27 protein-coding genes are annotated in these 22,438 nt (G+C 71.6%); 15 read left to right on the top strand and 12 right to left on the bottom strand.

The features are described 5' to 3' along the window. Nucleotides 1–63: 63 nt before the first annotated feature. From EXW95_RS14570 to EXW95_RS14550, 5 genes are all read left to right on the top strand, one after another. Nucleotides 64–1,053 carry an Ig domain-containing protein gene (locus tag EXW95_RS14570; protein ID WP_174368049.1) on the top strand — a complete coding sequence of 330 codons (990 nt, stop codon included), beginning with the start codon at nucleotides 64–66 and terminating at the stop codon, nucleotides 1,051–1,053. Next, nucleotides 1,050–1,505, top strand: coding sequence for a hypothetical protein (locus tag EXW95_RS14565; protein ID WP_371810086.1), 456 nt, complete (start codon nucleotides 1,050–1,052; stop codon nucleotides 1,503–1,505). Before EXW95_RS14570 ends, EXW95_RS14565 begins: the two co-directional genes overlap by 4 nt. Continuing rightward, nucleotides 1,505–2,026, top strand: a complete 522-nt coding sequence (locus tag EXW95_RS14560) for a hypothetical protein (protein WP_174368048.1) — start codon at nucleotides 1,505–1,507, stop codon at nucleotides 2,024–2,026. The genes EXW95_RS14565 and EXW95_RS14560 overlap by 1 nt, the downstream gene beginning before the upstream one ends. Nucleotides 2,027–2,220: 194 nt before the next feature. Continuing rightward, on the top strand, nucleotides 2,221–2,436 hold the full coding sequence (locus EXW95_RS14555; RefSeq protein WP_174368047.1) for an RNA-binding S4 domain-containing protein: 216 nt from the start codon (nucleotides 2,221–2,223) through the stop codon (nucleotides 2,434–2,436). A gap of 1 nt (nucleotide 2,437) precedes the next feature. Then, nucleotides 2,438–2,980, top strand: coding sequence for a DUF1684 domain-containing protein (locus EXW95_RS14550; RefSeq protein WP_174368046.1), 543 nt, complete (start codon nucleotides 2,438–2,440; stop codon nucleotides 2,978–2,980). A 57-nt stretch (nucleotides 2,981–3,037) separates the two neighbouring features. On the opposite strand, the gene EXW95_RS14545 is transcribed toward EXW95_RS14550, so the two are convergent. Continuing rightward, entirely contained in the window at nucleotides 3,038–3,682 is a 645-nt protein-coding gene (locus EXW95_RS14545; RefSeq protein ID WP_174368045.1) for a ComF family protein, read from the bottom strand. Between the two features lie 49 nt (nucleotides 3,683–3,731). Continuing rightward, nucleotides 3,732–4,250 carry a hypothetical protein gene (locus tag EXW95_RS14540; RefSeq protein ID WP_371810085.1) on the bottom strand — a complete coding sequence of 173 codons (519 nt, stop codon included), beginning with the start codon at nucleotides 4,248–4,250 and terminating at the stop codon, nucleotides 3,732–3,734. A gap of 174 nt (nucleotides 4,251–4,424) precedes the next feature. Between EXW95_RS14540 and EXW95_RS14535 the strand changes: the two genes are divergently transcribed. Next, nucleotides 4,425–4,703 (top strand): hypothetical protein, encoded by a 279-nt coding sequence (locus EXW95_RS14535; RefSeq protein ID WP_174368044.1) that lies wholly within the window; start codon nucleotides 4,425–4,427, stop codon nucleotides 4,701–4,703. A gap of 57 nt (nucleotides 4,704–4,760) precedes the next feature. On the opposite strand, the gene EXW95_RS14530 is transcribed toward EXW95_RS14535, so the two are convergent. Then, nucleotides 4,761–5,420 carry a hypothetical protein gene (locus EXW95_RS14530; protein ID WP_371810084.1) on the bottom strand — a complete coding sequence of 220 codons (660 nt, stop codon included), beginning with the start codon at nucleotides 5,418–5,420 and terminating at the stop codon, nucleotides 4,761–4,763. Further along, on the bottom strand, nucleotides 5,417–6,883 hold the full coding sequence (gene gatB, locus EXW95_RS14525) for an Asp-tRNA(Asn)/Glu-tRNA(Gln) amidotransferase subunit GatB (protein ID WP_174368043.1): 1,467 nt from the start codon (nucleotides 6,881–6,883) through the stop codon (nucleotides 5,417–5,419). The genes EXW95_RS14530 and gatB overlap by 4 nt, the downstream gene beginning before the upstream one ends. A gap of 254 nt (nucleotides 6,884–7,137) precedes the next feature. Between gatB and EXW95_RS14520 the strand changes: the two genes are divergently transcribed. Then, entirely contained in the window at nucleotides 7,138–8,316 is a 1,179-nt protein-coding gene (locus EXW95_RS14520) for a M20 family metallopeptidase (RefSeq protein ID WP_174368042.1), read from the top strand. Nucleotides 8,317–8,318: 2 nt separating this feature from the next. After that, nucleotides 8,319–8,747: a Fe-S cluster assembly sulfur transfer protein SufU gene (sufU, locus tag EXW95_RS14515; RefSeq protein ID WP_174368041.1), complete on the top strand. Its 429-nt coding sequence runs from the start codon at nucleotides 8,319–8,321 to the stop codon at nucleotides 8,745–8,747. 25 nt (nucleotides 8,748–8,772) lie between these two features. Here sufU and EXW95_RS14510 read toward each other — a convergent pair whose 3' ends face one another. The 3 genes from EXW95_RS14510 to EXW95_RS14500 all read right to left on the bottom strand — a co-directional run bounded on the left by EXW95_RS14510 (nucleotide 8,773) and on the right by EXW95_RS14500 (nucleotide 13,640). After that, nucleotides 8,773–11,451 (bottom strand): HD domain-containing phosphohydrolase, encoded by a 2,679-nt coding sequence (locus EXW95_RS14510; protein ID WP_174368040.1) that lies wholly within the window; start codon nucleotides 11,449–11,451, stop codon nucleotides 8,773–8,775. 207 nt (nucleotides 11,452–11,658) lie between these two features. After that, entirely contained in the window at nucleotides 11,659–12,270 is a 612-nt protein-coding gene (folE, locus tag EXW95_RS14505) for a GTP cyclohydrolase I FolE (protein WP_174368039.1), read from the bottom strand. Between the two features lie 152 nt (nucleotides 12,271–12,422). Continuing rightward, nucleotides 12,423–13,640, bottom strand: a complete 1,218-nt coding sequence (locus EXW95_RS14500) for an adenylosuccinate synthase (protein WP_174368038.1) — start codon at nucleotides 13,638–13,640, stop codon at nucleotides 12,423–12,425. Between the two features lie 211 nt (nucleotides 13,641–13,851). Between EXW95_RS14500 and EXW95_RS14495 the strand changes: the two genes are divergently transcribed. Then, nucleotides 13,852–15,294 carry a tetratricopeptide repeat protein gene (locus tag EXW95_RS14495; RefSeq protein WP_174368037.1) on the top strand — a complete coding sequence of 481 codons (1,443 nt, stop codon included), beginning with the start codon at nucleotides 13,852–13,854 and terminating at the stop codon, nucleotides 15,292–15,294. Nucleotides 15,295–15,297: 3 nt separating this feature from the next. Here EXW95_RS14495 and EXW95_RS14490 read toward each other — a convergent pair whose 3' ends face one another. Genes EXW95_RS14490 through EXW95_RS14485 form a run of 3 tightly spaced genes read right to left on the bottom strand, consistent with a single transcriptional unit; the run spans nucleotide 15,298 to nucleotide 16,610 of the window. Beyond that, a complete protein-coding gene (locus tag EXW95_RS14490; protein WP_174368036.1) occupies nucleotides 15,298–15,723 on the bottom strand; it encodes a secondary thiamine-phosphate synthase enzyme YjbQ in 426 nt (141 codons plus the stop codon). Nucleotides 15,724–15,762: 39 nt separating this feature from the next. Beyond that, nucleotides 15,763–15,939 carry a hypothetical protein gene (locus EXW95_RS20740; RefSeq protein ID WP_254605639.1) on the bottom strand — a complete coding sequence of 59 codons (177 nt, stop codon included), beginning with the start codon at nucleotides 15,937–15,939 and terminating at the stop codon, nucleotides 15,763–15,765. Next, nucleotides 15,870–16,610 (bottom strand): hypothetical protein, encoded by a 741-nt coding sequence (locus EXW95_RS14485; protein ID WP_254605636.1) that lies wholly within the window; start codon nucleotides 16,608–16,610, stop codon nucleotides 15,870–15,872. The genes EXW95_RS20740 and EXW95_RS14485 overlap by 70 nt, the downstream gene beginning before the upstream one ends. A 195-nt stretch (nucleotides 16,611–16,805) precedes the next feature. On the opposite strand from EXW95_RS14485, the gene EXW95_RS14480 reads away from it, so the two are divergent. From EXW95_RS14480 to EXW95_RS14460, 5 genes are all read left to right on the top strand, one after another. Continuing rightward, complete coding sequence (locus EXW95_RS14480; RefSeq protein WP_254605633.1) at nucleotides 16,806–18,149, top strand: DUF4403 family protein; 1,344 nt, start codon at nucleotides 16,806–16,808, stop codon at nucleotides 18,147–18,149. Nucleotides 18,150–18,246: 97 nt separating this feature from the next. Further along, nucleotides 18,247–18,534, top strand: coding sequence for a hypothetical protein (locus EXW95_RS14475; protein ID WP_174368034.1), 288 nt, complete (start codon nucleotides 18,247–18,249; stop codon nucleotides 18,532–18,534). Between the two features lie 166 nt (nucleotides 18,535–18,700). Then, complete coding sequence (locus tag EXW95_RS14470; protein ID WP_174368033.1) at nucleotides 18,701–18,955, top strand: cold-shock protein; 255 nt, start codon at nucleotides 18,701–18,703, stop codon at nucleotides 18,953–18,955. A 172-nt stretch (nucleotides 18,956–19,127) separates the two neighbouring features. Continuing rightward, nucleotides 19,128–19,568 carry an acyl-CoA thioesterase gene (locus EXW95_RS14465; protein ID WP_174368032.1) on the top strand — a complete coding sequence of 147 codons (441 nt, stop codon included), beginning with the start codon at nucleotides 19,128–19,130 and terminating at the stop codon, nucleotides 19,566–19,568. Further along, complete coding sequence (locus tag EXW95_RS14460) at nucleotides 19,565–20,188, top strand: histidine phosphatase family protein (RefSeq protein ID WP_174368031.1); 624 nt, start codon at nucleotides 19,565–19,567, stop codon at nucleotides 20,186–20,188. Before EXW95_RS14465 ends, EXW95_RS14460 begins: the two co-directional genes overlap by 4 nt. A 52-nt stretch (nucleotides 20,189–20,240) precedes the next feature. On the opposite strand, the gene EXW95_RS14455 is transcribed toward EXW95_RS14460, so the two are convergent. Next, nucleotides 20,241–20,837 (bottom strand): HD domain-containing protein, encoded by a 597-nt coding sequence (locus tag EXW95_RS14455; RefSeq protein WP_174368030.1) that lies wholly within the window; start codon nucleotides 20,835–20,837, stop codon nucleotides 20,241–20,243. Nucleotides 20,838–20,905: 68 nt separating this feature from the next. Then, entirely contained in the window at nucleotides 20,906–21,427 is a 522-nt protein-coding gene (locus EXW95_RS14450) for a DinB family protein (protein WP_174368029.1), read from the bottom strand. Nucleotides 21,428–21,557: 130 nt separating this feature from the next. Between EXW95_RS14450 and EXW95_RS14445 the strand changes: the two genes are divergently transcribed. Next, complete coding sequence (locus tag EXW95_RS14445) at nucleotides 21,558–22,424, top strand: response regulator (protein ID WP_174368028.1); 867 nt, start codon at nucleotides 21,558–21,560, stop codon at nucleotides 22,422–22,424. The last annotated feature ends 14 nt before the right edge of the window (nucleotides 22,425–22,438 follow it).

The raw sequence follows: 22,438 nt of genomic DNA, 5'->3' as shown, positions 1-22,438 counted from the left end.
CGAGCCCGGCGGTATCACGGTTCGTTCACCGCCGCGCGGCCCGGCGCGGCTACACTGCGGGGCATGGCACATTCGCGTTTCGCTGCCCGGCGGGGGCTGGGCGTCCTGCTGGCCTGCGCGCTGCCCCTGATGCTGGGTGCCTGCGGGCAGGACCTGACCGGCACCTCCAGCACCAGTGCGCGCGACGCGCTGTACTTCAACGACCGCGCCAGCGGCCTGCCCGCGGTGTACCTCCAGGAACCGTATTCGGCGCCCATCGAGGTCGCGGGCGGCGCGGGGCCGTACACCATCCGCAAGATCGAGGGGACCTTCCCGCCGGGCCTGAACCTGACCGGGAACGGCACAACCCTGAGCGGCACGCCCACGAAGACCGGGACGTACACCTTCACGCTGGAGGTCACGGATTCCACGCTGAGCAGCAAGCAGAAGTCCTACACCCTGAACGTGCAGGAACTGCCGCCGCTGAGCCTCAGCCTGACCCTGCCGACGGGTGAGATCCGCGGCGAGACGCGCGTGCCGCTGCTGATCGCCGCGCCGCGCAGCGTGCGGGCCGCGCGCGTCACGTGGACCCTGCCGGCGAACGTGACGGTCACGCGCGTGCAGCCGGAGGGGGGCGCGCTGCTGTTCTGGCGGCAGGACGGCCCGCGCCTGACGGTGGACCTGGGCTTCAAGGCGGTGCCCCGCAGCGGCGCGCGCGTGGCGCTGATCAGCGTGAAACCGGGCGCGCCCGTCACCCTGAGCAGCCCCGACCTGGGCTACGAGGCGCGCGGCGGGGACGGCAAGGTGCTCGCGCAGAAACTGACGGCCGCCGAGCAGAAGACACTCGACGAGCAGAAGGCCGCCGAGCAGAAAGCGGCCCAGGAAAAGGCGGCGCAGGAAAAAGCCCCGGAGGCGAAACCGGGCGACGCGCAGCCGGGCACTTCCACCCCGACCGACGCGCCGAAGACCGGCACGGACACCACCCCGCCCACCGAGGCCCCGAAGACGGACCCGCCGAAGACCGAACCGAACCCCACTCCTCCGCCTTCTGACGGCACCGGAGGTGGCAAGTGAACGCGCGCACGCTGCTGCTGGGCGCGGCCCTGACCATGCTCTCCCCTGCCCTGGCGACCACGGCGCCCACGCTGACGCTGGCGCAGCAGGCGCAGCGGGCCGAGGTGATCGTCCGCGCCACGCTGGGCACCCCCGCCGAGGTGAAGGACGGGGAGGTCACGTACCTCGCGTACCCGCTGACCGTCACCGAGACCATCGCCGGGGACGCCGCGAAGCTGCCTCAGCAGGACGGCAAGCCCGCCCTGTTCGTCCTGAAAGGCGTAGACGGCCTGCCCGACCTGCGCGCGGGGCTGGAGGTCGTGGCGTTGCTGTACGCGTCCAGGCTGGACAGCCCGGTCGTGGGCTTCAACCAGGGGCTGTACCCCGTGACCGCCGGGAAGGTCGCGGCGGGCGACATCACCGACCCCGCGAAACTGCGTGAGGCGCTGCTGGGCGCCAGAGGAGGCAAGTGATGCGCGCCCGGACCCTCCTGCTGCCTGCCCTGCTGACCCTCGCGGGGACCGCCGGTGCCGTGACCGTCAAACTCCGCCCGCAGGGCGAGGAACTGACGAAAGCCGTGCAGGCCGCGCTGGCCGCCCTGTCCACGCCGGACTTCCCGGTCACGCTGGACACCAGCGGCGGCCCCATCCTGACGCTGGGCGGCGCCGCGCCCTTCAGTCCGGACGTCGCCGCCCGCAGCTTCGGCAGCGGCACCGAGCGCCGCATCGAGTTCAACCCGCGCGGCCCGCTGAACCTGCAGGACGCCATCCGCGCCGAACTGACCCGCGAGTGGAACCTCACCGACTGGACGACAGCCAGCGCCCGCGCCCGCCTGAGCGGCGCGGACCTGAACGGCGACGGGAAGATCGACCTGACCGACCTGGCGCTGCTGATGAACAACTACGGCAAGTCGACCAGCATCGGCGACCTGGACGGCAACGGCAAGGTGGACGACGCCGACCTGAAACTGTTCAGCGCGCAGTACAAGCTGTGACTCCGCTGGGCTGGTCGGCACGACCAGTCCAGTCCGAGCGGAGCGAGTGGGAGACATGCGGGGTCCGGGCGTGGAGCTGACGACCCGGCGCCCTTCCGGGTCGTCAGCGGAACAGACGGAATCCGCCAGAGTGAGCCCACATCCCACAATCCCATCACAGACAGGTGGGGCGGGGCGCTGCTACGCTGCGCGGCATGACTGGTGAACGAGGGTATCCCGAGCAGGACACGATCGACCTTCAGGACTTCCTGAAGATGCGCGGCATGGTGGAGACGGGCGGCGAGGCGAAGTTCCGCGTGCAGGGCGGCGAGGTGCGCCTGAACGGTGAGATCGAGACTCGGCGCCGCAAGAAACTGCGCCGTGGGGACGTCGTGGAGTACGCCGGGGAGCGCGTGCGGGTGGATTTCTAACGTGACCGCCTCGGCGTACGAGGCGGCGGTGCTGGACTTCCGCCGCCGCAAGGACGAGCATTTCGCGGCGGGGCGCGGTCCGGTGGACCCGGCGGCGTTCGCGGGCCTGTCGTACTTCCCGCCGGACGAGGCGTGGGCGTTCACGGTGCTGCTCGACCCGCTGCCGCAGGACGGGGGCGCCGAGTGGACGCTGGAGACGAACACCGGCGAGACGCGCACCATGGCCCGCGTCGGGCATGTGCAGCTGCCCCTGCCCGACGGCGAGCGGACGCTGCTGGTCTTCGCCCCGCTGGGTGAGGATCGCCCGGAGCGGGTGTTCATTCCGTTCCGCGACGCCACCAGTGGCGACACCACGTACGGCGCGGGCCGTTACCTGGACGCCCCACTGGACCGGCAGCTGGGTGGGGACGGCGCGCTGGTGCGGGTGGATTTCAATCTGGCGTACCATCCGTACTGCGCGTACGGGGACGGCTGGACCTGCCCGCTGCCGCCCCGCGAGAACTGGCTGCCGGACGCCGTGACGGCAGGCGAGCGCCTGAGCTGACGCAGGCCAGGGCGGGAGGGGGGACGGGAAGAGCCCGCTGCGCTCCCGCTTTTCGCGTCAGCGGGCGACGACGGCGACGTACACCTGCGGCGCGCCCGCCTGTTTCAGCGCGTCCTGGCAGGCCTGCGCGGTGTGCCCGGTGGTCAGGACGTCGTCGATCAGCAGGACCGGGCCGCTGGGCAGGAAGCCCTCGTGCGCGCGGAACGCGCCGTGCAGGTCCTCACGCTGCGCGGCGTGCCGCCGGGCCTGCTGGGCTGTGGCGTGCGTGCGGATCAGGGCGGGAACGCAGGGGACCGCCAGGGCGCTGGCCAGGGCGCGGCCCAGCAGTTCGGCCTGATTGAAGCCGCGCTGGCGCTGCCGGTCGGGGTGCAGCGGGACGGGAATGACGGCCTGCACGTTCCAGTCGGCGGGAACGCCGGTGGCGAGCGCCTCGCCGAGAATGCGGGCGAGGTCGCGGGCCTGCGCGAATTTCAGTTCCCGCACGGCGCGTCGGCGCACGCCGCTGTAGGGGCCGAGCGTCACGAGGTGCGGTTCCGGCCGGGCGCGCAGGGGACTGTGGGCCTGCACCTGGGGGCGTAGGGCGGCGCGGCAGGCGGGGCACAGTCCGGTGTGCGCGCCGAGTTGCGCGCCGCAGCCGGGGCAGGCGCGGGGCAGCAGGGCGCGCAGCGCGCCGAGCAGGGCCGTTCCGAACGCAGCGGTCATGCGCCGAGTGAATCACGCCGCGCGGCGGGCCGCTGCCTCAGGTGAGCAGCTACGGGGCGGGCTGCTGCAGTTCGTCCAGGAAGAGGGGCGGGCGGGTCGCCTCGATCCGCTGCCACGCGGCGTTCAGGCCGTCCGGGTCGAGCATCGGTGCGGCCAGCGCGAAGCACGCGATGTGATGCGCGCACACCTGCGCGACGCCGCCTGCCCCGAGGCGGGCCTGCTCGGCGGGCGTCAGCAGGCGCGCGAACGCGGCCGGGTCGCCCAGCGCGGGGTGGCTGCCCTCGCGGATCGCGGCGCGCAGGAACGCGGCGACCTCCGAGGGGTTCAGCCAGAAGCCGAACATCAGCTGGTCGCTCAGGGTGTCCAGTCGGCGCATGCGCGCGCCGTCCAGACCGCGCCGCACCAGTGAGCGGGCGAGGTCCTGGCGTTCCAGGCGCAGCGCGGCGTACTCGCTCAGGCGCAGCTGCTCGCCGGGCGGCGTGACGCGGCCGCCCACGGCGCGGCGCAGGCGGTAGGCGAGCACGTATTCCTGGTATTCGCGCAGCAGGTCGCTGATGGGGGCACTCACGACGCCCAGTGTAGGGGCCGCCCATACTGCACACGGTTCTTTCACACCCGTTTGACACACGCGGGGCATGCTGCGTGGGACGGACATGCTGGACAACTTCTGCACGGTGGGGACAAAGGCCACCGGGTCACCGGGTAGGCTGGTGGCATCCAAGTCAGTTTCAAGGAGAACCCCATGCACCTGCTGAGGCGCAATCATCAATTTGAATTCCGTTCCCTGTCCGGGGAGGACCTGTTCGGCGCGGCCGACCTGTACAGCGACGCGGGGGCCAACCGCGCGGTGCTGGTGCTGCGCGGCGTCCCGGCCAGTGAAGCCTCCCGCGCCCTGGCGACCCTGAATCACTCCTGGCTGCCGTACCTGCTGCGGGCCGACACGACGCTGCTGGTCCTGACGTTGCGCCCCCGCGCGGACGGCGAGAAGGCCCGCGCGGTCGTGCTGCCGCTCAGCGCGTAACCCCCATTCACAGGAAGGCGCGGCCCCCGGAACGTGGTGGCCGCGCCTTCTTCTCGTTCAGGCCGGTTGGGGCTGTGGGGCGGTCTGCACGGCCTTCAGGGCCAACAGGGTGGCCGCCACGTCCAGCAGGGCGTGCAGGCCGTACACGCCCAGGCTGACCGCGTCGGGTGCTCCGCCCAGGCCCGCGACGGGTACGACGTTCACGACGCCCAGTGCGAGGCTCAGGGGCGCGGCGACGTTCAGCCACGACAGCAGCCGCGCGCGGGCCGCCGGGTCCTCCGGGTGGGGTGCGGCGCGCACGAGGCTGCCGTACACGGCGTTCTTCGCCAGGATGAACCCCAGTTCGATGCTGGCGATGGCGGTCAGCGCGACCGGGTTCGCGTTCACGCTGCCGCTGAGGTACACCAGGGCGCTCAGGGCCCACAGCGCCAGCCGCAGGGACGTCAGCCACGGGAACAGGCCGCGCAGGGAGCGCAGCACGCCGTCCCCGTCCGGGGTGGGCTGCGCCAGCGTGTAGCGCGCCAGGAGTTGCGTCCACCACACGAGAATCACGGCGGCCAGCAGGGCGCGCAGGGTCGCCAGCCACGCGAACTGGTCGTCCAGGCCCGCGCGCCACAGGCTGTACGCGCCCAGCGCGAGGGTCGCGGCGACCAGCGTCCACAGGGCCCCCAGGGCGGCGGCGCGCCAGCGCCCCGGGGTGATGGACCCGGGGGTCACGACAGGCCCAGTTTCGCGGTCAGGCGCTCGCGCACCACCTCCGGCTTGGCCTGCCCGCCCATGGCCTTCATGACCGGCCCGAACAGCGCGTTCATGGCCTTCGCATTCCCGCCGCGCACCTTCTCGACGGTGGCGGGGTCGGCGGCCATCGCGGCGTCGATGGCGGCGTCGATGGCCGCCGTGTCGGTCACGACGCTCAGGCCGCGCTCCTGCACCAGCGCGGCGGGGTCGTGCCCGGCCAGCACGTCGGGCAGCAGGTCCTTGGCGATCTTGCCGCTGATGGTGCCCGCGTCGATCAGGCCCACGAGTGCGGCGAGGTGCGCGGGCCGCAGGGCGCTGCCGTCCAGCGTCTCCTCGCGCGCGGCGAGCAGGCCGGACACGTCGCCCAGCAGCCAGTTCGCGAGTTTCTGGGCATCCAGCTTCTGGGCATCCACTTTCTGGGCATCCGGGCGGGATTGCGCGGTCAGCGCCTCGTCGAAGAAGCGCGACAGGGGCACGCTGAGGCTCAGGGTCTGCGCGTCCGCCGCGCGCACGCCCGCCGCGAGGTACCGCTCCAGCTTCTGCGCGGGCAGCTCGGGCATCCGCGCGCGGACGCGGGCGATCCACTCGGGCGTGATGTCCAGCGGCGGCAGGTCCGGCTCGGGGAAGTAACGGTAGTCGGCCTCGCCCTCCTTGGTGCGCATCAGGAACGTCTTCTGCCCGCCCTCGTCCCAGCCGAGGGTGTCCTGCGTGATGCGCCCACCGGCGTCCAGGATGCGCGCCTGCCGGGCCGTCTCGAACTCGATGGCGCGCGCCACGCTGCGGAACGAGTTGAGGTTCTTCACCTCGCACTTCGTGCCCCACGGCTCGCCGGGCCTATGCAGGCTGAGGTTCACGTCGCAGCGCATCTTGCCTTCCTCGGGCGCCGCGTCGCTGACGCCCAGCGCCTGCGCGATGGCCTGCACGCTCTCCAGGAACGCGCGGGCCTGCTCGGCGCTCACGATGTCGGCCTCGGTGACCATCTCCAGCAGGCTGGACCCGGCGCGGTTCAGGTCCAGCATCGAGTACGGCGCGTACGTGGGGTGCGTGAGTTTCCCCGCGTCGTCCTCCAGGTGCGCGCGCTTGATGCGGATACGGTGCGTGGTCCCGTCCTCCAGCGTCACGTCCAGGAACCCGTCCCGGGCGATGGGCCGGTCGTACTGGGACAGCTGGAAGTTCTTCGGGGCGTCCGGGTAGAAGTAGTTCTTGCGGTGGAACTGCGTGAAGCCCGCCACGTCGCAGTTCAGGCCCAGCCCGAACATCATGGCGAGTTCCACCGCCTCGCGGTTCAGGGTCGGCAGGGTGCCGGGCAGGCCCAGCGTGAACGGATCCGTGAACGAATTCGGCTCCGCGCCGTGATACTCCTGCGGGCACGCGCTGAAGATCTTCGATTTCGTCTTCAGCTGCAGGTGAACTTCCAGACCAATGACCGCCTGATACGCCATGACGCGCAGGATACCGCCGCGCGGCGCGAAACCCGGCGCTTAGGACTAGAGCATTTGCCATAAAGATGCAGTCTTTCTGGCCGAGCGGAGCGAGTGAATTTCAACGAGCAGGACGGAGAATGGAGGCATCAGGAGGCTCTTTTCCTGATGCCGTAATTCGGAGAACTGCTCTAGGAAGGGCCGCACGTCCCGCCTGCCAGGATGAGCCCGGGGGGCGTGCCCTCGTTCCGGCGCGTCAGGCGCTAGGCTGGGGCATGACCACAACAGGTGACCGGGTGGAGGAACTTCGTGGGCAGCTCGTGGCGTGGCGCCGCCACCTGCACATGCACCCCGAGGTGGGGTTCGCGGAGCATGAAACTGCCGCGTACATCGAGGGCGCACTGCGGAAGATGCCGGGCCTGAGCGTGTCGCGCCCCACCGCGACCAGCGTCCTGGCCGTCCTGCGGGGCGGGCAGCCGGGCCGCACCGTGCTGCTGCGCGCGGACATCGACGCGCTGCCCATCCACGAGGAAAACACCTTCGAGTTCGCCTCTCAGACCCCCGGCGTGATGCACGCCTGCGGGCACGACGGGCACACCGCGATCCTGCTGGGCACGGCGCAGCTCCTCGCCGGGGACGCCGCGAACGTGCCGGGCGAGATCCGCATGATCTTCCAGCACGCCGAGGAGATCGGTCCCGGCGGCGCCGAGGAACTCGTCATGAACACCCCCCTGATGGACGGCGTGGACGTCGTCACGGGCCTGCACCTGAACAGTCAGCTGCCCGCCGGGGTGGTCGCCGTGAAACCCGGAGCGTTCATGGCGGCGCCCGACACCATCGAACTCACCATCCGCGGGAAGGGCGGGCACGGCGCGCACCCCGAGGAGACCGTCGACCCCATCGCGGTGGGCGCGCAGGTCGTCACGAACCTCCAGCACGTCGTGAGCCGCATGGTGGCCGCGCAGGACGCGCTGGTGGTCAGCGTCACGAAGTTCACGAGCGGCACGACCCACAACGTCATTCCCGACACGGCGGAACTGATGGGCACGGTCCGCACGTTCGACCCGGCGCTGCGCGAGCGGGCGCCGCAGCTGATCGAGCGGGTCGTGCGGGGCATCTGCGACGCGCACGGCGCCACGTACGACCTGCGCTACGAGTTCGGGTACCGCCCGCTGATCAACACGGACTGGGTCGCGGCCCAGCTGAAGGACATCGCGCTGGACGTGGTGGGCGAGGAGCGCTTCCGGGACGCGAAACCCACCATGGGCGGCGAGGACTTCAGCGCGTACCTGGAAAAAGCCCCGGGGGCGTACTTCAACGTCGGGTCCGGCAGTGACGACGCCGACAGCCGCTGGCCGCACCACCACCCGCGCTTCACCATCGACGAGACCAGCCTGGAGACCGGCGTGCAGATGCTCCGCGCCGCCGCGCTGCGCCTCGCCCGCCCGGAGTGACCATGCTGCCCGAGGCGGTCGCCAAGCAGATCATCGCCGACCACCAGCGCCGACCGCGCCACACCGGAGCGCTGGACGGCGTGGCGGGGGTCACGCTGGACAACCCGGGCTGCGGGGATCAGGTGACCGTCTGGGCCGACGTGCCGCAGGGCCGCCTGGCGGTGACGTTCAGCGGGAAGGGCTGCGCGATCAGTCAGAGCAGCGCCAGCCTGATGACGGTCGCCCTGACCGGAAAGACGGTCGAGGAGGCCCACGCGCTGGCCCGGCAGTTCCGCGCGATGGTCATGGGCGAGGAACCGGGTGACGCGCACCTGGGTGACCTGCTGGCCCTGGCGGGCGTCAGCCGCCTGCATGCCCGGCGCAAATGCGCGCTGCTGCCCTGGCGGGCGCTGGAACAGGCCCTGGAGCAGGCGCCGCCCCCGCCGCCCTGAGCGCGGGCTGACGCACCCGGCGTGCTCAGGATTCCACGCCGGGCCGGGGCGTCACCACCCGGCAGAACAGGTCCAGCAGGTCCGGGTCGAACTGCGTGCCGCGCCCGTCACGCAGGACCGCCAGTGCCGACGCGTGGCTCATGGCGCGCTTGTAGGGCCGCTCGCTGGTCAGCGCGTCGTACACGTCGCACAGCGCGAACACGCGCGCCAGCAGGGGCGTCTGCGTGCCCGCCAGTCCGTCCGGGTAGCCGCGCCCGTCCCAGCGTTCGTGGTGCGAGCGCACGACCTGCTGCGCCTCGGGTTCCAGGAACGGAATGCGGGCCACCAGGGCCGCGCCCAGCGGCGCGTGCCGCTCGACCACCGCGCGTTCCTCGGCGCTCAGCGCGCCGGGCTTGAGCAGCACCGCGTCCGGGATGCACAGCTTCCCGATGTCGTGCAGGGCCGCGCCGCGCCGCAGGGCCGTCAGTTGCGGGCCGCTCAGCTGCAGCGCTTCGCCCATGCGCCGCGCGAGGTCCTGCACGCGCTGCGTGTGGCCCTGCGTCTCGAAATCCCGCGCCTCGAGGGCCACGCCCAGCATGTTCAGCGCGGCGTCCACCGTGACCTCCAGGTCCGTGACGTGCGCGCGGCCCTCCATGACCCGCGCGCCGACACTGGCGAGCATCTGCGCGAGCGCCTCGTCCGGCGTGCGGAAGGGCCGGGACAGGTCGCGCAGCAGGCACAGTGCGCCCAGCGGGTCCCCCGTGCGGGACAGCAGCGGCACGGCCATCAGTGCCCGGCGGTCCGGGTGGCTGACCGGCGGGCGGAACGCGCCGCGCGCCGCCAGGATGTCGTCCACGCGGATCACGTGCCCGGCGCTCAGCGCCCGCCACGCCAGTCCCTCGCCGCGCGCCAGGGTGGGCGGGGCCTCCAGCGGGCTCACGCCCAGGCCCGCCTCGGCTGCCGGGATCAGCGTGTCCGTGTACGGGTCGTAGCGCAGCAGCAGGGTGTACGTGGTGCGCAGCAGGTCGTGCGCGGTGTCCGCGAGGCGCGTGGCGAGCTGCTCGTCGTCCGCGCGGCTCAGGTGCGCGTGCAGGTGCGACAGCTGCTCCAGTTCCCGCCAGCGGTCCTGGAGTTGCAGCAGCGCCGCGATCTGCTGCGCGAACAGCTGCGCGTCCTGCATGACGCCCGGCGGGAAGGCGTCCTCGCGGGACAGGGAGTCGAGGTTCAGGTGCGCGACCACCTCGCCGTCCAGCACGACCGGCACGCACAGGTTCGTGCGCAGCTGGTCCCGGCGGCCCGCGCGGGTCAGGCGTTCGCTGTCGGTGCCGCTCAGGACGCTGTCCTCGTCCAGCCAGGCGCGCTGCATGTCGCTCATGGTGGCCGAGCGCGGCTTCCCGCGCCGCCAGTCCTCGGCCGGAGCGCCGTACCAGCGCAGCTGCGCGGACTCCGTGAATTCCAGGCCCAGCAGGTCCGGTTCGTAGCCGAACACGGCGCACATGCGGAAGCGGTTGCCTTCGCGGATGTTCAGGCTGGCGGCCTCCACGCCGTCCAGGGTGTCCACCGCGCCGCGCAGGACTTCCAGCCAGTCCGCGTCGGTCAGCGGGCGGCGCTGCGCGAGCAGGTTCAGCGTGGAGCGCTGCGCCTGCCACAGCGAGTGCCGGGGGCGGATCTCGCTGGCGGGCGCGGCGGCATTCAGGGCGCGCGGCGCGTGCGGGCTGAGCACCAGCCGGTTGCGGCCGTTCGCCTTGGCGAGGTACAGCGCCTCGTCCGCGCGGTGGCGCAGTTCGCCCGGCTGCTCGCGCGGCAGGCGCGTCGCGAGGCCCGCCGAGACGCTCAGGTTCGCCCACGGCACCTCGCCCGGATCGGCCAGGCGGGCCTGCACGCGCTCCACGACCGCGCGCGCGGCCGTCTCGCTGCCCAGGTCCAGCAGCAGCGCGAACTCCTCGCCGCTCAGGCGGTACGCGTCCTCGCCGACCTCGTCGCGCAGCACCTGCGCGATGTACCGCAGCGCCCGGTCCCCGACGGCCGCGCCGAATTCCTCGTTCAGGCGGCGGAACTGATCGACGTCCAGCAGCACCAGCTGGTCCCCGGCGGGCAGGCGCGCCAGCCGCTCGTCGAAGGCCTGCCGGTTGCCCAGTCCGGTCAGGTCGTCCCGGCGGGACTGCTGCCGCGCCTCGTAGGTCAGGCGCAGCAGTTGCAGCCTCGCGTTCAGGACGCCCAGCACCGCCAGGGTGGCCGCGCCGTGCAGCGCCAGCATGCCCAGGTACAGCCACGGCGCCAGGGGTTGCGCGCCGGGCACCGCGAACACCGCCAGTCCCACGCCCAGGAACGGCACGAACAGCAGCGGCCACTGCGACACGCGCAGCCCCTTCAGGTTCAGCCGGGCGCGCAGCACCCCGCCCAGCAGCAGGACGCTCAGGGCGTTGGCGAGCGCGACCGCGCCGCCCACCTCGGATTCCAGGAGGCGCCACCCCACCGGCCCGAGGGCCACCAGTGCGCCCGCCCCGATCCCGTAGCGCAGGGTCACGAGGGCCACCGGCACGTACCGCAGGTCCACCTTCAGGTCGCCCAGGGACGCGCCGTACTGCACCAGCAGCAGGGCGGTCAGCGCCGCGAACGCCACGCGGGCCCAGTGCGCCGCCGGGGCGCGCCGCACGGGCCACTCGCGGTACGAGAGACTCAGCACGAACGCCGCCGTGAGCAGCAGGCACAGGTTCAGCAGCACGTCCACCTCGGCAGTCCGGGGCCTCGTCCGCAGGCGCCCGCTCCCGGCCCCCCCGGAACGGACACGACACCGTCAATCACCGCGTGACGATCCACACCGCCCAGCGTACCTGTCCGCTCCTGACGCGCCCATCACCGCCCCTGAAGATTGAGGGGGAACCGCACAGCAGCTCCCCCCCGGTCCTCTCGACGGGCCTCTTGACGGTCCTCAGCGTCCGCGCAGGGTCCCCTGCACCGCGCTCATGAATTCGGCGCGGGTGCGGGCGTCACTCTTGAACAGGCCGCGCATGGCGCTGGTGGAGGTGCTGCTGTTCTGCTTCTGCACGCCGCGCATCGCCATGCACAGGTGCACGCCCTCCATCATGACCGCCACACCCTTGGGTTCCAGCAGCTCCTGCACGGCGTCCGCGATCTGCGTCGTGATGCGTTCCTGCACCTGCAGGCGGCGGGAGTACAGATCCACGATCCGCGCGAACTTGCTCAGGCCCAGGATCTTCCCGTCCGGGATGTACGCGATGTGCGCCCGGCCGTAGAAGGGCAGCATGTGGTGCTCGCACATGGAGTAGAACTCGATGTCCTTCACGATGACCATCTCGCTGCCGTCCGCCGCGAACACCGCGTCCCCGACGGCGTCCTGCAGGGACTTGTGGTACCCGGCGGTCAGGAACCCCCAGGCTTTCGCGACGCGGTGCGGGGTCTTCAGCAGCCCCTCGCGGTCCGGGTCCTCGCCGATGGCGCCCAGCCACTCGTGCGTCAGGGCGCTCAGGCCCGGCACCTCCTGTTTCTCGTCAGCGGCGCTGATCAGCGGTTCTATCGTCATGATGCCTCTCCTTCTCACCCCGCACTCAGCGGCGCGAACATGAATGCGCGGAGTGTAGGCTGACGCCCACCCCGCCAACTGTCAAATGCCTTGCAGGCGAAACGGGAGAAGTCCCCCACTCAGGGAACCCCTCCCGCCCCACGGTGAAGCCCTTACGTCCAGCTGACCTCGCCGTACGTCTGCTCGCGCGCGGGCCCGGCCGAGAAGATCACCACGGGGCAGCCCACGGTCTCCTCGATCAGGTCCAGGTACGCCTGCGCCTCTTTGGCGAGGGTCGCGCGGCTGTCGGCGCCGTCGGTGGTGGCCCAGCCCTTCATCTTCTTCCAGACGGGCTGCCCGTCCGCGTCGTACGCGACGCACACCGGGATCTCGTCCAGGCCCGCCAGGATGTCCATCTTGTTGATGACCAGCCCGTCCAGGCCGTTCACGTCCACCGCGTACTTCAGCAGTGCCAGGTCCAGCCAGCCCACCCGGCGGGCGCGGCCCGTCGTCGTGCCGAACTCGTCCCAGGGTTTACTGCCGTCGCCACGCAGGCGCAGGATGCCCGCGTCGTCGTGCACCTCGGTCACGAACGGCCCGTGCCCGACGCGGGTGTTGAAGGCCTTCGCCACGCCGTACACCTTGTGGATGGCCTTGTGGTTCACGCCGGCACCCACCAGGATGCCGCCCACCGTGGGGTGACTGCTGGTCACGAAGGGGTACGTGCCGTAGTTCAGGTCCAGCAGGGTCGCCTGCGCGCCCTCGAACAGCACGTTCCGCCCCGCCTTGATCGCCTCGCGCAGCTGCGCGCCGGTGTCCTGCACGAACGGCGACAGCGCCTCACGCGTGGGGGCCAGGGCCTCCATGGCGACCTGCACGCTGGTCCAGCCCGCGTCACGGGTGCTGTTCGGCTTGGCCTCCAGCAGCCGCTCCACGCGCTCGGTCAGCACGCCGTCGTCCAGCAGGTCCCCGAAACGGATCCCGACGCGCCGCGCACGGTCCGCGTACGCCGGGCCGATCCCGCGCCCCGTCGTGCCCACGAAGTCCTTGCGGCCATCCACGAACTTGTGATGCGGCAGCACCAGATGCGCCCGGTCACTGATCCGCAGGTCCGGGTTCAGGCCGCCCGCGATCAGATTCCGGCGTTCCTCCAGGAACTTGTCCGGGTCGATCACCATGCCGTCGCCCAGCACGCTGACGGTCCCGTCGTGCAGCACGCCGCTGGGCAGCAGGTTCAGCTTGAACGTCTGCCCCTTGGCGGTCACCGTGTGCCCGGCGTTCGCGCCACCCTGGTAACGCACCACGAACTCGGCTTCCGGCGCGAGGAAATCCGTGATCTTCCCCTTGCCCTCATCGCCCCACTGGGCGCCCACAATTGCGATTCCAGGCATCTCAGCCCTCCGGCCACGCGCACAGACTTGCCCCTTCCGCCCGGCCTGAAGCCCGGCAAAAAAAACACGGCGCGCAGCACCGTGCCTCAGTGTAGGGGAAACGTCAGGCGACCCGGCGGGACTTGTTTACCGTGGATGGACAGCGCGCCCCGGACCACCCGCCACTGAAGCTGTCCCGCCAACTGTCCCGCGCGCCGGTCATGATGAACGCATGACCCGAACCTCCCGGCTGAGCGCCCTGACCCTGACCCTCCTGCTCACCGTGGGCGGCGCCCACGCCGGCCTACCCGAAGCCTACGCCGCGTTCACGAAGGGCGACTTCACCCTCGGTATCCGCGAATACGAAGCCGCCGCGCAGGCCGGCAACACCCAGGCGCAACTTGAACTCGGTCAGATCTACTTGAAGGGGTACTACACCGGACGGAACCTGGAACGGGCGTACACCCTGTTCCGGCAGGCGGCCGCGCAGAACGTGCCCGAAGCCATGTACTGGCTGGGCGTCATGCAGGCCAACGCTGACACGGACGGCGTCCCCAACCCGCACTTCGACCTGAAGGCGGCGCTGATCACCCTGCAACGGGGAGCCGCCCTGAATTCCAATGACGCCATGGGTGCACTGCTCGCCATCTATGCCGGACAGGAACCCTTCTACGTCAGCCGAAGTCCGGCCCTGAGCGCCCTGAGAAACCCCCAGAAGGGGCTCGAGCTCGCGCGAAGCTGGGCCCAGAGTGGCTCGGCCGCCGGAATGGCCAGGGTGATCGAGGTCCTGAACGGGGAATTCGGCCTCCCCGCCAACCCCACGGAGTCGAGGTCGTGGCTGCTGAAACTCGCGGGCACCACGCCCCGCACCGCCGATGACCTGGGGCACGTCCTGCGCGCCCTGTTCACCCTCGCGGCCCTTCAGCAGAAGGAGGGCGGCCTGAAAGCCGCGTACCCCGCGTACGTCCGCGCGGCGGAGCTGGGCGACCCGGACGCCCGGGTGATCGTCGCGCAGCAGGTCTACACCCAGATGAACTCGCTGGTGGTCACGCCGCGCCTGCAACCCGACGTGCCCCCAACGGTCGCCGCGCGGTGGCTGGCCGAGATCATGGAGAACCCCGACCGTCCCAGCCGCGACGCCACCCGCGCCGGCGTGCTGCTCGCCCGGCTGCTGCACCTGGGCGAGTACGACCGCGAGGCGGAACGCGCCCTGCTGTTCGTCCTGAAACGCGAGGACCTCAGTGCAGCCGAGCAGGCCGAACTGCGGTACCGGCTGGGCGAACTGTACCTGCAGGACGACTCCGAACTCCCCCGCGACGCCGCCCGCGCCTACGACCTGTTCACGCAGGCGGCCGCTGCCGACCACCCGCAGGCGCTGGGCCGCATGGCCTTCTATTACCTGATCGGCGACGCCCGGCTGAAGAACCCGCACGACTACGCCCGCGCCCGCCAGTACGCCCAGAACGCCGCAAGCCGCAAGGACGGCCTGGGCACCCTGATGCTCGCCGTCATCTACCACCTCGGCTACGGCGTGACCGCCGACCTCACCCGCGCCCGCGCCGCCTACCAGGACGCCATCGCAGCCCTGAAAGCCTCGGACTGGGAGGACCGGGGCGACTTCCTGGCCATCGCCGAGAAGGAACTCGCGGACGTGCAGAAACGACTCGGGAAGTGACGCTCAGCCCGCCTCGCCACTGAGCGTGAGGATCAACCTGCGGGGGCCGCCGTGGTCGCGGTGTTCGCAGAGGTACACGCCCTGCCACGTGCCCAGCGCGAGGCGGCCCTGCTGGACGGGCAGGGTCAGGCTGGGGCCGAGGAGGCTGGCCTTGATGTGCGCGGCCATGTCGTCCTCCCCTTCCAGGGTGTGCGTGAAGGGCGCCCAGCCGTCGGGCACGGCGTGGTTGAAGTACGTCTCGAAGTCGGCGCGGACGTCGGGGCTGGCGTTCTCGTTCAGGGTGAGACTGGCGCTGGTGTGCTGAAGAAAGACGTGCAGCAGCCCGGCGCGGGTCCGCCCCAGTTCCGGGACGGCCCCGGCGATCTCGCGGGTGATGAGGTGGAAGCCGCGCCGCCGCGCGGGCAGGGTCAGGGTGTGCTGGGCCCACATGCCCTTCAGGGTACGGGAGCGGCGCCGGTGTCCCGGTGGTCAGCGGGCGAGGCCGACGGTCAGGGTGGCCGAGTACCCCTTGGTGGCGTTCCCGGTAATGGTGGGCAACTGGGCGGCGTATCCGTCGCTGAAGATGTTGTCGCGGCTCAGGCTGGTCTGCGAGAGGAAGCGGGCGCTGCTGCCGTACGCGGGCTGGGTGTACGTCTGCTGGCACATGGCCTGCGGGAGGGCCAGCTGTGACGTCTGGATCTTGCTGCGGGCGTTCGTGGCGCTGGCGAGGGTGGGGTACACCTCGAAGTGGATGTGGGCCAGCGGCCGGGGTAGCAGCCAGGGACGATGGTCTGGAAGGTGACGTTGCCGCCCGCGTCGCTGACCTGCACGCCGCGCAGGTAGTCCTCGCCGACGACGCCGGAGCTGTACATGCTGTAGTTCCCGTCGGCCGTGCAGTGCCAGGCGTACACGGCGTACCCGCGCAGCGGCGCGCAGCTGCCATTCGTGTTGACGAGTTTCAGCGTGAGGGTCAGGGGCACGCCGGGCGCCACGTTGCCGGTGCCGAGGCTGCGGCGCAGGTCGCGGCGGACGACGCCGCTGCGCGTCAGGACGTTGAGGCTCTGGCCGCTGGCGACCGACCCGTCGGCGGGGTACGGCCCGGCGGTCTCGCTGGGGATGGGGGTGCAGGCGGCGCTGGTGCCGGTGGCGGCCCCGGTGGCAGCGTTGACGCGGCTGCTGGCCAGCAGCCCGATGCCGAGCAGGCCCAGGCCCAGCACGTGGCGGCGGTCGAGGACGCTGCGCGAGAGCATGTTCGTGTCGGCCTGCAGGCCCAGGTTGTTCAGGTCGTCGTGATGGTCGTGGTCGTCGGCGGGGTACGGGCGGATGGGCTGGGTCATGTGGGGGCTCCTGCGCGCGCCGGGGATCGTGGGGCGGATGGTCGCGCTGCACCGTGAAGGTAGTCACGCTTGGTTAATCCACGGGGTAAGACCTCATGCGGGCCGGGTAGCGTCTGGAGGATGCCTGCCTCTGCTGTGCTCCGCTCCTCCGTTCGCCTGATGCGTGGTCTCACGCCGGTGGTGTTGACTGCCCTCATGTCTGCTTCTGTTGCGCTGGCTGCCCCTGCTCCCTCGACGGTCACGGTGCCGGTGTCGGTGCCAATGGCGGGGGTGCAGGGCGCGGCGAACGCGCGGGTGCCGCTGGAGTTCGCGCGGGTGAACGAGGACCGTTCGTTCCTGGGGGGGCTGCTGCGGGTGTCGCTGTCGGGAACGGTGACGCGGGCGGGGCACGTGCAGGTACAGGCGCTGCCGGACGGTTCGGGGCTGCGGGTCAGCGTGCCGATTCGCGCGGCGTTCCGCGCCGAGCCGGGTGGGGTGGGGGCGTTCCTGGCGCGGGACTTCGGGGGTGAGGCGACCGTGGCGCTGACGGTGGTGCCGACCATAACGCCGGAGTGGGAGGCGGACGTGACCGTGAAAGGGGACTACACCTGGACCGACCCCTTGAGTGTGGAGCTGGCGCAGGGCGTGCGGGTCAGCGTGCAGTCGCTGGTGGACGCGCAGGTGCGGGCGCAGCTGGACGCGCTGGCGGCGCAGGTGCGCGCGGCGGTGCGGGAGCAGGCGCGGCTGCGCGAGCGGGCGGGGACCCTGTGGGCGCGGGCGCAGCAGCCGTGGGCGCTGCCCACCCCGGACGCCGCGTACGCGCGGGTGACGCCGCTGAACCTGAGCGTGTCGCCGTTCCGGTTCACGCCGGACGCCCTGAAGGTGACGCTGGGCGCGCAGTTGCGCCTGGACGCCGGGCTGGGCCGCGCGCCCACGCAGGCGGCGCTGCCCCTTCCGGCCCTGCGCCGCAGCGACACGCTGACCCCGGACGTGAACCTCAGCGTGCCGGTGCGTCTCCCCTACCCGGAACTGTCGGCGGCCGCCACGCGCGAGGCGGCGAAACGCACGTTGACGCTGCCGGTGCCGACCTCGCCGACGCTGCGGGTCACGGGCGTGACGCTGACACCGCGGGGGGCGCAGCTGAACGCCGCCGTGCAGCTTCAGATCAGCGGGCCGCTGGGCCTGCGGTTGAATGCCACGACGGACGTGCGTGGCACGCCCACCCTGGACGCGGCAGGGCAGGTGCTGACGCTGCGGAACGTGACGGTCACGACGCGCCGCGCGGGCCTGACCGGCCGGGTGCTGGCGTGGCTGGCGGACGCCCGCGCGCAGGCGTACGTGACGCAGGCCGCCCGGTTCGACCTGCGGCCCCGCCTGGATGGGGTGCGGGCACAGCTTCAGGGTCGGCTGCCGTTCTCACCGGCGCCCGGCGTGACGCTGGGCGGCACACTGCGCGCCCTGAAGGTCACGGACGTGCGGGTCACGCCGGACGCGCTGATCGTGACCGGCGAGGCGCTGGGGACGCTGGACGCCACGGTCGACGTGACGTCCACCCGCTGACGGTCCTGGGATTGACGGACAGGGCAACGTGCGGGCAGGGCGTTCATGGCGCACACTGGGAGTCTGGTGAGCACCCTGGGCCAGGAAGGAGTGTCACATGACAGCAGCCGATCCGGCCAATCTGAGTTTCACCTGGGTGCCCGGCACCATGGACCGCGTGCGGTTCACGCGCGAGGGTCGCACGTACACGGTGTACCTGCGGGACGTGGTGCGTCAGGCGCAGAGTGACAGCGCGCTGTACCTGCAGGGACGCGTGGTGCTGCCGGTGTCCGCCGGGCACCTGCGGGAGCTGATGGGGCGACTGTGCCTGTCGAATACCCGCAGTGAGCTGCCCCGGTCGGCCGTGCCGGGTGAGGTGGCGCGCACGCCTCTCGAACACCCCTGACCACGCACCCTCCTGCCGGTCATGCCGCCGGCCGACCGGTGGGCTACACCGGCAGGGGGAATGGTGTATACTGCCCACTGTAGTTTTCCAAGTTCGCATCATGATCGCGCGCGAGGCAAGAGCTCGCGCGCGTTTTGCGTCTTCCGGAGAACAAGGAGTTGAGATTATGGCAGCAGGCATCGTGAAATGGTTCAACGCGGAAAAAGGCTTCGGTTTCATTCAGTCCGAGGGCAGCCCCGACATCTTCGCGCACTTCAGCGCGATCCAGGGCAGCGGCTTCAAGAAGCTGAACGAAGGTGACGAAGTCGAATTCGACATCGAAGACGGCCAGCGTGGCAAGGGCCCCCAGGCCAAGAACATCGTCGTGACGAAGGCCGCTCCCGTGAGCGACTTCGGCGGCCGCCGCAACGACCGCTGGTAAGACCCACCGGGTCTGAAGGGAGCCCCCACGCGGGGTTCCTTTTTTTGCTGTCTCCTTCCTGTGCCCTGCGCAGCCTGTTCCCGGTGCAGGCACGCCGCGCCCGGCTTCTGGGGGCGCCCTGTACACTGTCAAGGTTGACGTGCCCCCACGCGGGCGGCGCGGGGAGGACGCTATGGACGAGACGATGAAGGCGCCGCGCAGCCGGGCGCGCATGCTGGAACTGGTGTTCCCGAAGGACACGAACTACCACGGGACCGCGTTCGGCGGGTGGGTGCTGTCCCTGATGGACAAGGCGGCGAGTATCGCGGCGGTGCGGCATGCCGGGGGGAACGTCGTGACGGCCCGCATGGACGGCGTGGATTTCCACGTGCCGATCCGGGTGGGGGACGCGGTGGCGCTGGACGCGCAGGTGGTCCGGGTGGGCCGCACGAGCATGACGATCCGGGTGGACGTGTACCGCGAGCACATGCCGACCGGGGATCAGGAACTGGCGACGACGGGCTTTTTCGTGTTCGTGGCGCTGGATGAGCATGGGAAGCCGCGTCCGGTGCCGTCCCTTCCGGCGGGTCAGGATACGAGTGCGGCCGAGCCGGATTTCGAGGCGCGCCCGTGAGCGAGTCGCCCTTGCACCTGACGCTGGTGCGGCACGGCGCGACCGACTGGAACGGCGCGGGCCGCTGGCAGGGCTGGTCGGACACGCCGCTGGGCGCGGTCGGGGAGGATCAGGCGGCGCGGCTGCGACCCCGGCTGGCGGGGCGGGTGTTCGACCGGGTGTTCAGCAGCGATCTGGCCCGCGCGGCCCGCACGGCGGAGCTGAGCCTCCCGTCAGCGCCCCTGACGCTGGACGCCCGCCTGCGTGAACTGCACTTCGGGGTGTTCGAGGGCGTCACCACCGACGAGGCGCAGCGGGACGACCGCTACGCGCGGTGGCAGCTTGATCCGTGGGCTACGCCCGCCCCGGACGGCGAGAGTCTGTCGCAGGTGGGCGCCCGCCTGCGCGACTGGGCGGACGGCCTGCCGGGCGGGCGCGTGATCGCGTTCACGCACGGCGCGGCGATCCGCGCGCTGCTGTGCGACCTGTTCGGCTGGCCCGCCCGGCCGCAGCCGGGGTACGTCCTGCCGTTCCCGTACCAGCTGTCCCACACGAGCCTCACCACCCTGACCCGCACCGGGCAGGGTGAGGGGGCGCGCTGGGCGCTCGTGACGTACAACGACCACGCGCACCTGGAGTAGCTGGTTGATGGTTGATAGAGGTCACCGTCCATCAACCATCAACCGTTCACCATCACCCCTGCTGGGGCGGTGCGATTTCGAGTTCGCTGGCGAGTTCGGCAAGGAACGCGCGCATGGTCAGGGTGCGGCGTCTGGCCTCGGCCTGTCCGGCGTGGGTCAGGAACGTGCCGTCCAGGCGCAGGAGTTTCGTGAAGAAGTGGTCGATGGTGTACGCGAGGTCGTCGGGGGCGCGGTTCTCGGCCCAGGGGTCTCCTGGGTGCATCAGGGCGCGGCCCAGCTGCCCGCCGACGCCCGCGACGCGCAGGACACCCAGCGCGCCCAGTGCGTCGAGGCGGTCGGCGTCCTGTAGCGCGCGGCCCAGCGGGGTGGTGGGGGTCGCGCCGCGTGAGTAGCTGTGGTCGCGCACGGCGTCCGCGATACAGCGGGCGTCGTCCGGGGTGAAGCCCCGGCTGGGCAGCTGTTTCAGGATGGCCTGGGCGCTCAGGTCGCTGGCGTGGGCGCGGTCCGGGTGGTTCTTGGGGAGGTTCACGACGTCGTGCGTCAGGGCGGCGGCGACGGCCAGCGCGGGGGGCTGGTCGGGGGCGCAGCGGATCGTCCAGCGGGCCACGCGGGCCAGGTGCGCGTCGTCGTGCGCGGCGTCGGGTCGCATCTGTGACTGCACCCAGGTCCACACGCCGGGCAGGCGCGGGTCGAGGGCCAGCAGGGGCTGCAGGGCGTTCAGAGGGTCCCCGTCAGGGCCAGTCTCGCCTGGGCGAGGTGGTGGCGCAGGTGCCAGTCGTGCTTGGCGGTCAGGTCCCAGAGGGTCTGCGGGCCTTCCTGCGGGTGCGTGAGGGTCGTGTCCAGCTGCGCGGGGTTCAGGGCGCGCAGCAGGGTGGCCCAGCGGCGGTTCGTGACGCGCAGCAGGTCCAGGGCGTCCCCCACGGGCAGCGTGGCGTCGGGCAGGGTCAGCCAGGCGTCCTGGTCGAAGGGCTGCACGACGTAGCCGGGGGTGGTCAGGGCGTACTTCAGGCGGCTCAGGCCGTGGGCGTGCGCGTCGGCGGTGTGGTGTGCCAGCTGCGCGACCGTCCAGCCGTGCGGGTGGGGTCGGGCGGTCAGGCGGCCTTGCGGGGTGGAGGTCAGGAGGTCGTGCCAGTCGTGCGCGGCGGCGTCCATGCGCGCGGCGGCCTCGGCGGGCGTGCCCGGCGTGTGGGCCAGCGGCGGGATCGGCCCGATGGGGAAACGGGGATCGGGGTGGGTCATGCGGGCAGGATATCGGCGGGGGCGGCGCGGGTCCGGCCAGCCCCGGCTTCATGAGCCGAGTGTGATAAATTTCATAGGTGACGGTGAGTGTATGAAGGCACGGACCCTCGGTGGGGGGTACCCTGGGGGCATGACCTCAGCGGCAACCCGGCGCCCCACGATCCTCATCGTGGACGACAGCCCCGGCGTCCTGCAGAACCTGGAGTACCTGCTCGCCCCGCACCTGAACGTCGTCACCGCCGAGAGCGGCGCCGCCGCGCTGCAGGCCATGACGTCCGACACGGCGCTGGTCCTGACCGACGTCCGCATGCCCGGCATGAGCGGCGTGGACCTCGCGCGGCAGCTGCGCGTCACGCACCCGGCCGTGCCGGTGGCGTTCATGACCGGCATCATCGAGGCGGACCTGCGCGCCGAGGCGCAGGAACTCGACGTGCTGGACGTCCTGCGCAAGCCCCTGCGGCCCGGCGTGCTGTTCCCGGCCCTCCAGGGCTGGCTGGGCCGCCGCGACGTGCTGCCTGCCGACGCGCCGGACGTCCGCCCGCCCCAGGCGAGGCCCACAACGGGACACTCCACGGCGTCCATCCCTGCGGCCCCGGCGCCAGCCCGTCCGGGGGTGGGCGGCGGGGCGGGCGTGGCGACCGTCAGCGTGCCGCCCACCCCCGAGCGGGTGCGGCAGCAGGCACAGATGTTCGTGGCGGGCCTGAGCGTCCTGCCGGGCGTGACTGCCGCGTGCGCCTTCGACCCGCAGGGCGAACCGCTGACCAGCCCCGACCTCCTGAACGCGCAGGTGGGCACGTACCTGAAGTTCCTGCTGACCGCCGCGCAGACGCTCGCGCCGCACCTGCGGACCACGCTGCCGCTCAAGGCCGCGCAGATGGAATTCCAGGACCGCGTGCTCGTCGTGTGTCCCTTCGACGGCGGGTTCGCGGCGGTGCTGGTGCGTGACACGCCCGGCGCGAGCAGCGTGAAGGCCTGGATGCGCAGCCGCATGACCTGAACTGCACACCGGTC

The organism is Deinococcus sp. JMULE3 (genome assembly GCF_013337115.1).
In the GTDB taxonomy this organism is placed as follows: domain Bacteria; phylum Deinococcota; class Deinococci; order Deinococcales; family Deinococcaceae; genus Deinococcus.
The sequence above is the reverse complement of the archived record's forward strand: the minus strand, read 5'-3'. Positions and strand labels throughout refer to the sequence as shown.